13 protein-coding genes and 2 pseudogenes are annotated in these 13,121 nt (G+C 60.0%); 5 read left to right on the forward strand and 10 right to left on the reverse strand.

The window, feature by feature from the left end:
- Positions 1 to 808: 808 nt before the first annotated feature.
- Positions 809 to 1,039 carry a hypothetical protein gene (locus ACIQ17_RS23390; protein ID WP_398471586.1) on the forward strand — a complete coding sequence of 77 codons (231 nt, stop codon included), beginning with the start codon at positions 809 to 811 and terminating at the stop codon, positions 1,037 to 1,039.
- Positions 1,040 to 1,769: 730 nt separating this feature from the next.
- Here ACIQ17_RS23390 and ACIQ17_RS23395 read toward each other — a convergent pair.
- The 8 genes and pseudogenes from ACIQ17_RS23395 to ACIQ17_RS23430 all read right to left on the reverse strand — a co-directional run bounded on the left by ACIQ17_RS23395 (position 1,770) and on the right by ACIQ17_RS23430 (position 7,925).
- Positions 1,770 to 2,029: pseudogene (locus ACIQ17_RS23395) on the reverse strand (GlsB/YeaQ/YmgE family stress response membrane protein).
- Positions 2,030 to 2,125: 96 nt separating this feature from the next.
- Positions 2,126 to 2,524: a hypothetical protein gene (locus tag ACIQ17_RS23400; RefSeq protein WP_398471587.1), complete on the reverse strand. Its 399-nt coding sequence runs from the start codon at positions 2,522 to 2,524 to the stop codon at positions 2,126 to 2,128.
- Positions 2,497 to 3,270, reverse strand: coding sequence for an AI-2E family transporter (locus tag ACIQ17_RS23405; RefSeq protein ID WP_398471588.1), 774 nt, complete (start codon positions 3,268 to 3,270; stop codon positions 2,497 to 2,499). The genes ACIQ17_RS23400 and ACIQ17_RS23405 overlap by 28 nt, the downstream gene beginning before the upstream one ends.
- A 394-nt stretch (positions 3,271 to 3,664) precedes the next feature.
- Positions 3,665 to 4,102, reverse strand: a pseudogene (locus ACIQ17_RS23410) (AI-2E family transporter); the annotation flags it as partial.
- A 22-nt stretch (positions 4,103 to 4,124) separates the two neighbouring features.
- Complete coding sequence (locus tag ACIQ17_RS23415) at positions 4,125 to 4,628, reverse strand: phage holin family protein (RefSeq protein ID WP_398471589.1); 504 nt, start codon at positions 4,626 to 4,628, stop codon at positions 4,125 to 4,127.
- Positions 4,628 to 4,852 (reverse strand): hypothetical protein, encoded by a 225-nt coding sequence (locus ACIQ17_RS23420; protein ID WP_398471590.1) that lies wholly within the window; start codon positions 4,850 to 4,852, stop codon positions 4,628 to 4,630. Before ACIQ17_RS23420 ends, ACIQ17_RS23415 begins: the two co-directional genes overlap by 1 nt.
- 160 nt (positions 4,853 to 5,012) lie before the next feature.
- Entirely contained in the window at positions 5,013 to 6,119 is a 1,107-nt protein-coding gene (locus tag ACIQ17_RS23425) for a YihY/virulence factor BrkB family protein (RefSeq protein WP_398471591.1), read from the reverse strand.
- Between the two features lie 138 nt (positions 6,120 to 6,257).
- Entirely contained in the window at positions 6,258 to 7,925 is a 1,668-nt protein-coding gene (locus tag ACIQ17_RS23430) for a PAS domain-containing protein (protein ID WP_398471592.1), read from the reverse strand.
- A gap of 218 nt (positions 7,926 to 8,143) precedes the next feature.
- Here ACIQ17_RS23430 and ACIQ17_RS23435 point away from each other — a divergent pair, with 218 nt between their 5' ends.
- The gene (locus ACIQ17_RS23435; RefSeq protein ID WP_398471594.1) at positions 8,144 to 8,335 is read left to right on the forward strand and encodes a hypothetical protein; all 192 of its coding nucleotides are present in this window, start codon (positions 8,144 to 8,146) and stop codon (positions 8,333 to 8,335) included.
- Positions 8,336 to 8,398: 63 nt separating this feature from the next.
- On the opposite strand, the gene ACIQ17_RS23440 is transcribed toward ACIQ17_RS23435, so the two are convergent.
- Entirely contained in the window at positions 8,399 to 8,695 is a 297-nt protein-coding gene (locus tag ACIQ17_RS23440) for a hypothetical protein (protein ID WP_398471596.1), read from the reverse strand.
- Positions 8,696 to 9,160: 465 nt separating this feature from the next.
- Between ACIQ17_RS23440 and ACIQ17_RS23445 the strand changes: the two genes are divergently transcribed.
- From ACIQ17_RS23445 to ACIQ17_RS23455, 3 genes are read left to right on the forward strand one after another with little or no spacing between them, the layout of a single operon-like run.
- A complete protein-coding gene (locus ACIQ17_RS23445; RefSeq protein ID WP_398471597.1) occupies positions 9,161 to 9,478 on the forward strand; it encodes a hypothetical protein in 318 nt (105 codons plus the stop codon).
- A gap of 13 nt (positions 9,479 to 9,491) precedes the next feature.
- Positions 9,492 to 10,094, forward strand: a complete 603-nt coding sequence (locus ACIQ17_RS23450; RefSeq protein ID WP_398471598.1) for a general stress protein — start codon at positions 9,492 to 9,494, stop codon at positions 10,092 to 10,094.
- A 34-nt stretch (positions 10,095 to 10,128) separates the two neighbouring features.
- On the forward strand, positions 10,129 to 10,872 hold the full coding sequence (locus tag ACIQ17_RS23455) for a DUF72 domain-containing protein (protein ID WP_398471599.1): 744 nt from the start codon (positions 10,129 to 10,131) through the stop codon (positions 10,870 to 10,872).
- A 937-nt stretch (positions 10,873 to 11,809) separates the two neighbouring features.
- Here the strand turns inward: ACIQ17_RS23455 and rnk are convergent.
- Complete coding sequence (gene rnk / locus ACIQ17_RS23460; protein ID WP_398471600.1) at positions 11,810 to 12,235, reverse strand: nucleoside diphosphate kinase regulator; 426 nt, start codon at positions 12,233 to 12,235, stop codon at positions 11,810 to 11,812.
- Positions 12,236 to 13,121: the final 886 nt, after the last annotated feature.

Here is a 13,121-nt window from a genome sequence, read left to right on the forward strand (position 1 = left end):
CGGCCCTCAGTCGCTTGAGGGCCATCTAATGGACGACGGGCACTTCCTCGAATACCAGAAGAGCATCCCCGCTCTTCTGGACCACACGGGCGCTGCGCCGCCTAAGCCTGAAGACGTGACTGAGCTTGTCGAATTCTTCCGAGCAGCGCTCGCTAGGATCGAAAGATGGAAACCGTCCTAGTCGCTGTAGACCGCCATATAAGATACCGTCGTAATGGTGGTGGGGAGTGCCGAATTAAAGGCTCTGAAGATTGTAGTTCAAATCGCCTGGACCGTGACCGTCGTTGGCGGAGCGGTTGCCATAGCGGCAATCTATGGCTGGCAGCAATCCGGTCCTTTCGGCTCGATCGCGCTTGGCATCGTCGGGTTCGTTGCAGGGGCCTTAGCCGCAGCAAGCCGTGTCCTATTGCTTCAGTTTATGTGATGACTATCCCGCGCTCGCGAATAAAAATTGCAGGTGCTACTTCATCAACGAGCGACGACGCTCGTTTCGCGCCCTCATCCAGGGCACGAGCCACCAAGCAATCGGAAACGCGAGCACAAAGCTGAGAACTACAACCGCTGGAATCAGATAGGCAGCATATTCAGACCACGCTTTGATCGTAAGGACTGGAATAATGCCCAGCCCGAAGAGTACTGCGTTCGTCATTCCAAAGACTAGCCAAGATAGTCGGGTACGTGTGTTCATCCCGGTGATCTACACGGCCGCTGTCGGCGATACTTTGCGCTGAATCAAACCGGTCGGGTTGACCAATGTCTTATTGTGATCACGCGTGATCAGCATTTGCGGTGGCAAGGAGTAGTCAGAATGAATGCAAAGTTGCGTACCCGCTGGACCATCGAAACGTTCGGAAAAATCAAGGGTAACGGCCGTTTACTATCGACGCGCCATTTTGACCGTCTGTCCGAAATCAGAGAGCACCTAGATCAGCACAAGGAACATCGATTTGTGGTGCATCCACCAACCGCTGTTCATAGCGACGATCTGTGCGCCCTCGACGACCTGAGGCGAAACGGCTTCGATATTGAGCGCTTGTGACCAAAGAGCGCGTCACCGATCAGTTTGCCGTGGGGCCAGTCGGTGTCGACTGCAATTTGGTCAAAATCTCGCGCCCCTGGCAGGAGCGCCAGCACCGGAGGCGGCCAGATCCGGCGCCGGCGTTCATTTTTAAATTGGTGACTAGCAGTCCTTGCCAGCGGTTTGCCCCGACGAGCCTTTCGCGCCCTCAGCCTGCTGCGCCGCAGTTGGTTGGCCTTGCGTCTGCCGCCGAACATCTTCTGATGAAGCGGCTCCAGAACCAGCTTGCTGGTTCATCGCGCCGGTTGGCGGATGCTGTGGTGACGCCGAACTAGACCCTACGGTAGGTGACGTATTTCCCGGCGTCGGCCCGGACCCGGCGTCTGGCATTTCCGTTGTTTTGTTAGTGGTACACGGCCCGGCCTGCACTGCAGCAGAACTGAAGCCGACAACGACACAGGCAGTAAAAAACTGCTGACACAATCTCATCTGACCCTCCACAGGAAGCGCCAGCGAGGCACGCCCTATGCGTGCATTCAGGCGTGCGCCATCAACCGGCCGCGAGATGCTATGTTCCGGCAAGGGCACTCACGCGCTTCGCAAACAATTTTTGGCCAGCAATTGTCTTCGCCAATAAATGCGAAACCTTCCTCACTGCGTGTGCGAGGGGCGGGCGATTTCAGATGAACTTCCGAGGTTGGCGGCGAGGTCCGGCCACACCGGCGCCTACGGCGGGCGAAAGGCCACGGCATTAGACGGACCGTCCCCGGACGAGACGCCACAATGCGATGATGATGCAGGCGCCCACGAAACCGGCGATCAGATACCCGGTCCAGCCGCTGAGCGAGATGCCGATGAGCTTCAACAGCCAGTTGCCTAACGCGGCTCCGACGATGCCGAGGACGATGTTTGTAACCTGCCCGTCCCGGACTTCATGAACGTTTCGGCGAACCATCCGGCGAAACCGCCGACGATGATCGCTGCGAGCCATCCGATTTCCGCTTCCTGCACCGCCTTCTCCTTGTATTGAAATGGTGTATGTAGCTAATCGCAGCGCGGCCGACGGTGCAAGCCGTCCCGCGCTCTGCATCCGCTAGGCGGAAATGCTCAGTTCGCAATCGCCGCGGGCTCGGCCTGGGGTTGAGTGGTGATTGGGGTGGACGCGGCGGCCAAGAGGATAGCGAGCGCCTGGCTCGGGGAGATCGCGACGAGATCCGCCCTCGCCTCCGAACGGCGTCGCTCCGCGGTCTCTTCATCGATCCGGCCCGACCACCAACAAAGCATGATCCGAGCCTTCGGCATCCTTCGCTTTAGGCGCCTGATCGCGAAGCGGGTGTGCGACGACACCTCGTCACCCATGTGGACGAGGCAAACGATCTGCACGCCATCCGGCTGCAGTCGAACGATGTTGGTGTTGGCGAGCGCTTCGGACGGCTCGGCCTTTGCGGCGATCCCATACACTTCAGCGAGGTGCGCCATCACCACGGCTGCGGCTTCGTCGGGCAAGGATCTTCCCGCCACGCAGAGAACCGCCGGGTCTCCGTGCCACGCTGGAGCCAGATCCTCCCGTTTAAGGACGGGCATGCGCTCCGCGGGCTCTTCTCGGGGCTGCGATCCACAGCGGTCGCGGCCTCGGTGTCCGTTGTCGAGTCGTCCTCGTCCTCTTCGTCGATTTCGGCCAAGTCTGACGTAAACTCGCGAACCGAGTCCCGCAGTTTCGCCTGCCGCTCAAGCAGCAGCGCCCCGCGGTCGGAGTCGTTTTGCGCAAGGCGTAGGCCGGGGACAGCGACTTGATCGTAGTAGGAAGCAAGCGAGCGCTCCTTGAGGAATTGCTCAGCCTTTTCTGCCGCTTCCGTGGGGTCTCCGGCGAGCATGCGCTGGTAGAAGATCTCGGGCGGCGTCAGGGCCGGTCTGTCGCCGAACATAACGTCCAGGAATTGCAGCTTTTCCACGTGACGACCGAGGACCACGAGACACACCGTAAGCGGGGTGGCGAGGACAAGGCCGATCGGCCCCCACAGTGCGGTCCAGAAAGTCGCGGCGACGACAACGGCGACGGGCGAGAGGCCGGTGCTGCGTCCGTACACAAGCGGTTCGATACCGTGCCCAACTAACGGCTCGACCACAACGAAGAGGGCCGCCGTCCAGAGCAAGAGCGACCAGCCCGGATCGACGGCGACGGCGAGGATCAAGGGGAATGCGGCCGCGATCACGGCGCCGACATACGGCACGAATCGCAGCACAGCAGCCATTATGGCCCCAGAGAATAGGACTCGGGATTCCGATGGCCCAAAGTCCCAGACCGATTACGATGCCGAACGCGCCGTTTACGGCGATCTGCGTGAGAAACAGCCGACTGAGACGCGCAGCGGCATCGTCGAGCGCGGCGGTCGTGCGCTGGAGATCGTGTGCTCCGGCCAGGCGGATCAGCCGGTTCCGGAGGTCTTCCCTCTGGATGAGGATGAAGATCACGAAGATGACGATGATGCCGGTGGTCGCAAGTGGGTGGACCAAGGGCGACAAAACCGTGCGCAGGTTCTCGAGCGCGCTGGGATCAGGTTGTCGGACCTCGACCGGGACCGGCGTCACCGTTCCGGACGGCGTCAGGGAAACCTGCCCCAGCGAGCCGCTGCGAGCCGCAGGCGCAGGGTTGTCCAACTCCTTGCTCAGGTCCTTGAGCATGTCGGAAGCGCGCTCGAGCGTACCGCGCCCGGCCGTCGTGCTCCGCAGCGAATTGATCTTCTGACTGATGGTCGTTTGATACTTGGGAAGCTCGCCGGCGAGATCGTTCAGCTGTGCTGCGAAGAGACTGGCCAAGCCTAAGATGCACGCGAACGCGCACAGCACGACCCCCACTACGGCGAGACTACGTGGAACGCGAATATGCTGAAGAGCATGCACCGCGGGCGCCAAGACAAAGGTCAGAAGGATGGACAAGGCCATCGGAACAAATATGTCACGGCCGAAATAGAGGGCGGAGATGATCATCGCCGCAAGGATCGCGCTTGCCATGGCGGCGACTAGACCTGCGGCCTCCCGGTTTGTGTCGAGATGTTCGCCCGGAATTGGAGGATCTACACGCATCCGCAGCTCCTCCGTGGTTGGCCTAAGCTGATCGTCGTGAATTACGCCGTACCAACGCCCATCCGAAGAGGGATGCCGCGATGACGAGTGCCGACACGGCTGAGCCGCCACGTGCCTCGCTGCTGCGCGTAGGGAGCGACGCGACGGTCGCCGCCGGCGCGATTTCGTCGCGAGATGGCGATGAGCTGATTGCGACACGCAATCGGCTCGCGAGTGGCACGATGCGCTTGGCAGGGCGTTTCAAGCGGTAAATGGCGAGAGCGATGAAAAGAACCATGAATGACCCAAGGATAGCACCCAACGCGCCAAACGCCTCGAAGAGTCCGTAGTTGATTTCGATCCAGCGAAAACCCGCCGTAGCTCCGACAAGCATCGCAGCGATCAGGAAGACGGCCGCGGCCGCATATAGTGCGATAGCCACGGCGAAAGAGACTGCAAGCGCTTGCGTCTGCTCTACCTGATCATGAAGAAAGGATCCGGTGGCATGCTTGGCGCGGTCGATCTTTCGGTTCAGCTCGACAAGCATCACCAACGCCTCTTAGAGGCTCGCCCAACTAGAAAAGCGACGACCAACGCCGCGAGTGGCGTTTGGCGTACCACCTTGCTCAGAGTGTCGAGCGAGTTGCCGGGCTTGCGGCCCTCCTCGATCGCGCCTCTTATGGTGCTCGCGGCGGACTTCACGCTCTCGGTCACGGTAGAGGTGACGTCCGACAGTTGCTCGGTCACGGAAGGTGTCTGATCGTCGGTCATGGAAACCTCTCAAGGGGTGCCAGCAAGCCAGCCGTCAGTGTCGGGGCGACGGTGCAATGTTCACGTCGCGAGCTCGTTCCACCGACGCGTTACATTTGTTCGTTTCGAAGGAAGATCTGGCGCTTTGGGCGGGGCACACCGCCATCCGTGGCGATAGGGATCATCGCGCACCTCCGACCGTATCGGCGACTTCTGCGCCTCTGAGACCCAAGGGTTTTCCGCCGCCGTCCGTGCTGTCCCTCGCGGTCTGATGCTCGAGTTCGGAATTCAGTTCGGCCCCAAAAAGTACGACGATTGTGGACATCCACATCCACATCATCAGGCCGATCGCCGCACCTAGCGATCCATACGTTGCGTCGTATCCGGCAAAGTTTGCGAGGTAATACGAGAGAGCCGCAGAGCCGGCCAGCCAGGCGACCGCGGCAAGCACGCTTCCTACCGACACCCATTGCCATTCGGGTGCCCTGCGGGACGGCCCGAACCGGTACAGCAACGCCAAACCGAGGAGGACCATTACGGCCAGAGCAGGCCACCTGCCATACTGCAAGATCAGGTCGCCAGTTTCGCCCAGACCAAGTGAGGACATGGCCAACGGGGCGGCGACGACCAGCCCGATGGCGGCGAGCACCGCGACCAGAGCGCCTAGCGTGAACGAGAGGGACACGGCGTTCAACCGCACGAAGCTCCGCGATTCCTTTTCATCGTAGACGACGTTCAACGCGTCGATGATCGCCTTCATGCCGCCGTTGGCGCTCCAAACCGCGAGCAGCAGGCTGAAACCGAAGGCGAGGCCGAGCTTGGTGTCGCCTTTTGAGACGACGCGCTCGACCTGGTCCTGAACGATCGCAAAGGTCCCCGCTGGAAGTGTATCCGCTATGAAGGACATGTGGTCGCTGATCGTTTTCGGATCCGCGAAAAGCGCATAGGACGACACGAGCGCCGTTACTGCAGGGAAAAGTGCCAAAAGACCGTAGAACACGACGCCTGCTGCGACCGCCAAGAGTCGATCTTCGCCGATCTGCTCGTAGGTCCGGACTGCGACGTCTTTCCAGCCGGGAACCGGGATCTCCGTCGGCGAACTAGCGTCCCGTCCGCGCCCGGGATCGACAACGCTACCTGACGCTTCCTTGGACTGCCTTCCGGAATGATCTTCTGGACGGTTTGACCCGTCCCCCCACCCATATGCCACGAAAGCGGCGACAGCGAGTATCGCGGCGGGAACGATCAACGATGTCTGGTGCGCTCTTCGGAAATCCTGGTCGGCCATGTCCATCTCCGGCATCTAGGATGGCTCAACGCGCCTAAGACGCTCTTGTTCGGCCCTTCCACGAGACTCACTTCGTGCGCGACGATTGTCTCCAAGCTCCAACGGGCTTCCGGAAACACGCATCGGTCCAGAGCCCGATCACGATAGCTCGGCGGCAGCCCTCTGCATGTTGACGGACATGTCGGCGGTGACCGCGCTTTGCTCCTCGACGGCCGCCGCGGTGGAGTTGACGAACTCCCGCACATCCTCGATCGCTCGCTTGATACCCGATAGTGCGCTCACGACGTCCCCGCTGACACCGTTCAGCCCGGCGATTTCGTCGGTGATCTTGTCGGTCGCCTGCTTTGCCTGATTGGCGAGGTTCTTCACCTCGGAAGCCACCACTGCGAAGCCGCGGCCGGACTCGCCGGCGCGCGCCGACTCGATGGTCGCGTTCAGTGCGAGGAGGTTGATCTGGCTGGTGATGTTGCCGATCAGTTCGACGATGCCTCCCATCGCCTGCGCGGCATCGTTGAGCCGCGACGCTTGGCGATCGGCCGCTCCGACGAGCTCCGCCGCTTCCGCCGCCGTCCGACGCGACTTGGACATCGTCTGAGAGATTTCCTGGATCGAGGCGCTCATCTCCTCGCTGCCCGCAGCCACGGATTCGATCAGCGAATGCGCGCGTGACGCCTTCATCCGTCCAATGGCCAGAGCCGTGGTATCGGTCGCGTATTTGACGACCTTGAACGGCTTCCCGTTGAGATCGAGGATCGGATTGTAGGAAGCCTGGATCCAGAGTTCGCGGCCCCCCTTGCCGATGCGCCGGTACTCGTCCGCGCGGTAGTTGCCCCGATTGAGGTCCGCCCAGAACTCGGTGTAGGAACTGGCAACCCGCTCGGCAGGGTCCACGAACATCCGATGATGCCGGCCGACGATCTCGTCGAGTGAATACCCGACGGCGTCGAGGAAGTTCTGGTTAGCTCGGATGATCGTTCCGTCCATACAGAATTCGATCACCGCCTGGGACTTCTCGATCGCCGCGATCTGCCCTCCGAGGTCCACCGAGGTCATCTTCTGCTGCGTGACGTCGGTCGCGAACTTCAAGACCTTGAAGGGCTTGCCGGTTTCGTCGAAGATCGGATTGTAAGTCGCCAGAAGCCATAGCTCCCTGCCTCCCTTTCCAATTCTCTTGTACTCGCCCGCGTCGTATCGCCCTTCGGCCAAGCCGTCCCAAAATTCGGCATATGCCGGGCTTTCGGCCTCGTTCAGCGGGACGAACATGCGGTGATGACGCCCCCGTATCTCATCGAGCCCGTAGCCGACGGTCTTCAGGAAGTTCCCGTTTGCCGTCAGGATCGTCCCATCAATAGCGAATTCTATGACCGCCTGCGCCCGATCGATCGCCGCGACTTTGCCATCGGCATCGATGGCGCGCTGCCGCTCTGGAGTAATCTCCATGGCGACTTCCACCACGCCGGCACAGCGCCCAGCTTTGTCGGTTAGCGGACAGTAGCAAGCTTGGATCCAGATCTCCCTGCCGTCTTTTGCGATCCTCTTATAATGTCCGAAGGTAGACTCCCCCTGGGCGAGTCCACTCCAGAAACCACGATAGTCTCTGCTCTCCCGCACGGACGAGGGCACGAACATTTCGTGATGTCGCCCTGCTGTCTCGGGTAACGAGTAGCCAAACATCTCCAGATAGGCCCGGCTGGCATCGACCACGGTGCCGTCGGGCAGATATTCGGCCACCGCCTGGGAGCGATGGATGGCTTCGGCCTGGGAGACCATCGTGTGCTGTCGGCGCGTGCGGAACAAATCGACCATCCCAATCTTTTGCGGGTGCCGTCCGCAGGGTGCCGCGCGCTATCCCGTTTCATCCTGCATATGGATGGTTAGCCCATCGTTGCGCGGGGCATCCGCGTTTTCTATGGGGCCATCAGATCGCCAATAGAGCAAGCTCGCCATCGCAGCGATTATCGCTCACTGAAGAGTTACCACCGTTATAAGGCAGATATTAATTTCTTGGACGGTGCAATCGCTCCATGGATCAACTCGACCTGTTCGATGAAGACGAAAGCCTCTCGCAACGGCTTAGAAAGCGTTACGCGCTGTTGGCCGCCTGGCTGTTCGCAGCAACAGAATCGAAACGCCGTCCAGATTTCCCGACGAAGCGCGCATCCGGAACAGTCTCGGAAAGTGCCGCCTTCCCGCAGTGCGCCGATTTCGAACGCTGACGGTTGAGCTCCCATCGCGCGTGACCCCCGATAACTCATCGCGCCTGCAGGCTACTCATTGCGTTATAGAACCGATTCGATAAGTCCGAGCTCCCGCGCCTCGTTCGCCTCGAGGTACCAGTTGCTGGGGGCCTTCTTCAGCACGTCTTCCATCGTAACCTGCGACCCGCGCACAAGATTCTCGAACCCCTCGTTCTGGATCGCGATCGAGCATTCAATCTCGTTGAGCGTCGCCTGGACTGTCCCCAGACAAGTCGTGAGTGGGCCGTCGATCATCATTGTCTTTGAGAGCTTGCGCTCGTGGACCATCAGACGGCTTCCTCGCGTGACGTAGCGGTTCTCCCAGACAAAAAAGGTCATGAATGTTATCCCAGCAGAGTAGATCGCAACCTTCCCCAAAAATACGTATCTTCGGTCGGGAGCCAATTCGCTGTTGAACCGGATGTCTTCTCCCATCATGCGTGCGACCTCCGGGTCACCGCCCAAGGTCGACAGTTCGCAGATGACTAGGGTCTTTTCTTCCGCCTAGTCGAGCTGTTGGCGGAAACTCCGATACTTATCGTAGTCGACTACGCCGGAAAGCATGACAGCCGGCGAACGGAAGTCTTCGGCCGTGAGGCTGGCATTCGGCATCGTGGATATCCTTTACCATTTTGGTCGCGAGCCAAGCGGAAGCAGCATCCGGTCAAGCCATACAAAGATCGGCCAACCGGGGCTAGGACTGCTTGTTCGGGCCAGGATTGGACGAAATGCTTCACACTTGAAGGAGTGGAACCGAGCGTGTCCGAGAATGTTGGAAGGCCCCGTTACAATGTGAGGATTTGCATGAAACCGATCTCCAATCTCATCGTAGCCGCCTCCCTGCTCGCTTCTGGAGCCGCTTTCGCGCAGAACACGCCGGCCAAGGACGGACCGAACAACGGTGCCGTCAATACCGAGCAGAAGAATTCCAACGCTCCGGTCGCCGGCCGCAACTCCTTCACCGAAGGCCAGGCCAAGTCGGCCATCGAGAAGGCCGGCTACGGCAACGTGACCGAGCTCAAGAAGGACGACAACGGCGTCTGGCGTGGCAAGGCCTCCAAGAGCGGCGTGACGACCGGGATCAGCGTCGATTTTCAGGGCAACGTGAACGCGGCTAAATAAGGAACCAAGAAACATGACATCGACCATTTCTCGTCTGTACGACAACTACTCCGACGCTCAGGCCGCGGTGACAAAGCTCGAGGCCGCTGGCGTCCCTCACTCCGACATCAGCATCGTCGCGAACAATTCGGACGGCTGGTTTGACGGCAAGAAGGACCGCGACGGCGACGGTGTCGATGACCGTGCCGAAGCCGCCGGTACGGGCGCCGGCGTCGGCGCCGGCATCGGTGGTGCCGCCGGTCTGCTCGCTGGCCTTGGCCTGCTTGCCATCCCCGGTCTCGGACCGGTCGTGGCAGCCGGCTGGCTGGCCGCAACCGCGGTCGGTGCCGCTGCGGGTGCCGCAACCGGCGGTCTCGTAGGCGCATTAACCGAAGCCGGCGTATCGGACGACGAGGCTCCACTTTATGCCGAAGGCGTCCGCCGCGGCGGTTCGTTGGTCACCGCCAGGGTCGCTGATGGCGAAAAGGCCCGTTTGGAGGCCATTTTGAATATGTCCTCGGTCAACTTGCGAGATCGCAGCGCCGCCTGGCAGAAGAGCGGTTGGACTGGGTATGATCCGGCGAGTCAGCCGTACGGCGCTGATGAAGTCCGCAAGGAGCGTTCACTGTATCGCTAATTACGATGGCCCGCCTCGGCGGGCCATTTTTTGCATGAAGTCATGGAGCGAAGGGGCGGTGGCACGTGCTGCACGACGTATAGGAACGGCCGGATGGTCTATTCCTGCGTCACATTCCGGTGATTTTCCGTGTGAGGGTAGTCACCTGAAACGCTATGCGTCACGCCTCGGAGCTGTCGAGATCAACTCCTCCTTCTCCCGATCCCATCGACGGACCACTTACGAAAGATGGGCCGGGACCGTCGGGCCAAATTTCCGGTTTTCTGTGAAGGTCCCCAAAGCGATCACGCATGACAATGGTTTGGTCGGTACCAACGACCTCCTTAAGGCTTTCGCTGACGAGGTCACGGGTCTGGGTAACAAGCTAGACGTCGTACTGGTGCAACTCCCGCCCAAGCTTGCTTTAGACATCCAGATCGCCCGAAGGTTTTTTGATCGAGCGCGCTCCTTCCTCCCTGTTGCTATCGCCGTTGAGCCCCGTCACCCGAGTTGGTTTACCGCGAATGCAGACTTGCTTCTCAGAGGGCTGTGCGTGGCCCGCGCGGCCGCCCACCCGGTGCTTTACGGCGACGGGAAGCCGGGAGGGTGGGATGGTTTGGCCTACTACCGTCTCCACGGCGCTCCGAGGACCTACTACTCCGACTACGACCAGGCAGCGCTCGATAGCATCACCGAGCGCCTGCGCCTCGCTCCTGCGGTCACTACTTGGTGTGTCTTTGACAATACCGCAGCAGGTGCCGCTATCGGAAACGCTCTGTCGATCGCAGAACGCGTTTAAGTCGGCTGCAGGAGCAGACGGTACAACCGGATGCTTCAACGGATACCGACATTGCATCGTCGCAATACATCTGCAGAGCTAGCACTGAGTGCCGTGTCGCTAGAACAAGCCGATCATCGCCTCTGGGTTCTGTTTCATCCGACGTTGCTCGGCTGGACTTTTTGCTTCGGCGAAGTGATACCTGATCGGGGCAAATGCCCCGACCCCGGAAGAGGGCGCTCCACAGGCGTTCGGAGCTTTGACGCTCCCCGTTCGGACAGAACCCGCCCTACGGTCTCCACGATGATGGGCTGCCCGACGAACAACGTCTTCAGCCCGATACGGCGCAGGTTTATCGCCGCATTGAGATCGCGATCAATCTCGGGGTACGACGGCCCAGGACGCGTTGTGAGCGCCGCATTCGTTTCATCGCCTTGCTGAGGCTCTTCGGCGCCTTCACGACCTGCGCGTCAGCGCGAATGATCAAATCTTTCAGGCAGAGATCGACGCCGACGATGGTCAGACGCTTCGGCTCGATCTTCGCTTCCGGACGTCAATTTCGCACTGGACCGTCAGCCACCGGGTATCGGCCGTTCGGCTAATTTTCACCAAGAACGCGGTCTTCGGAGGACGGCCACTTCGGAAGCGCACGCGCCAAGCTTCGGGAGCCTGGCACGACCGGACTCGATCGTGAGAGCCCTGATTGTTGATATAGAACGAGTCCTAGGACTTCCCGCGCGACTTATCTTTTACGGTTCCAGAACGAGCCCTTCAGAGCGCGGTCGAGATGGCGCAGACCTGCACAAGCGAATTGCTCGGAGCGTCGGTCAGCCAGGGATATGCACGTGCCGATCACTAAGCTGCTCAAAACAATCAAACGCTCATGTGCGCAACACTGAATGCAACCCAGCCTCTTAATTGATCGAGCTTTGTGGCGCTGGTGTGAGAGCCCCGCGCCTCATTGTGCACGGTTAGGATCTGGCGGCGCGCTGACCGCCTCAACAGTAAGCTCGTGCTCCTCTCCCCCGCGTGTCCGCCAAATGATAGACTGACCAGCCTTCAGTCCGATAAGTGCCGCACCGATCGGAGTAAGGATGGATATACGGTTGGCCGCAATGTCGGCGTCTTCCGGAAAAACCAGGATTACTTGGCGACGCTCGCCGGAATCGGTTCGGTACTCAGTTGTCGATCCCATCCGAACGACATCAGGCGGCATAAGCTCCGTCGGCACCACTTCTGCGCGATCCATCTCTACGTAAAGATCCTCGCCGACCGCCGCGAACGGTCCCGCTTCGGCCGCATTGGCCAACTCTGTAAGTCGCTTGTGATCGATCTCGCTGACGACGATGTGCGGTTTAGCTTTGTGAAGAGGGATTTCACTCATTGCGTGTGACCTCATTGACGGAGACAGCGCGGAACGCACTAGCCGATGCTTGTTTCTTTGGGGTAATACGCCTGAGACGAGATTTAGATCATAGCCAAGCAGGCCCTAAAGCTTGGGGCGCACCAAGCTTCAGGGCTAGAATTCTGCGATCGAAAAGATCCGATACCTGGCCGCGAGACTCTCGTTCATCTGGTCAAAATGACCGCCTAGTCGCGCTCGTGTCAATAGTTCCGAACACGTCGAACCCGCACGTTGATGATGGAAACCGCAGCTAGAGAATGTTTGTCAGAGTTCAACAATCACAACGGACTCGGCTGTGCATTCCAGCTAGGTCGTTCGCCAAGCCCGCATACGGCTCGCCGTTCGTCTTGGGCCAACGTGCCCGCTTGAACCGGCGGTACGCGCCAGGCTCAGTCATCCGCATGACCTTCTGCAGCGGAAGGTCGCGAGCGTCCGTGAAGAGGAGGAAGTGCTGTCCCATCAGCACGTCCCCCGAATGCGGGAGCTCCGATCAGCAACATTTAGCCCCGCCCCCGACGATGATCGTCAGAGCGACACCTTGGAGCTGATCATGGGAGAACATGGGAAACCTTCGTTCGGTACGCAGAACAGCAGTCACCAGCTGCGTGGCGACGAACGACGTTTCCGGATCAGACGGTCCCAGTCATAGCCGGAACGCGTGCTTGATGTCGGCGGTCGGTCCGCGCGCCACGCAGGGCTATGTGAGAACGATAGGTCATACCGTTTAGATATCGGAGACCGCTGTCGAGATCCAGGGGAACCTATAGTTTGAGCGCCTTGCACGAGAGGGAAGATTGCGCCGAACAGGTCCCGTTCAGCATTGATAATGTAACTTTCTTAGGTGAGTGAAGATGGATCTGCTGCA

The organism is Tardiphaga sp., from assembly GCF_044340795.1.
Lineage (GTDB): Bacteria > Pseudomonadota > Alphaproteobacteria > Rhizobiales > Xanthobacteraceae > Tardiphaga.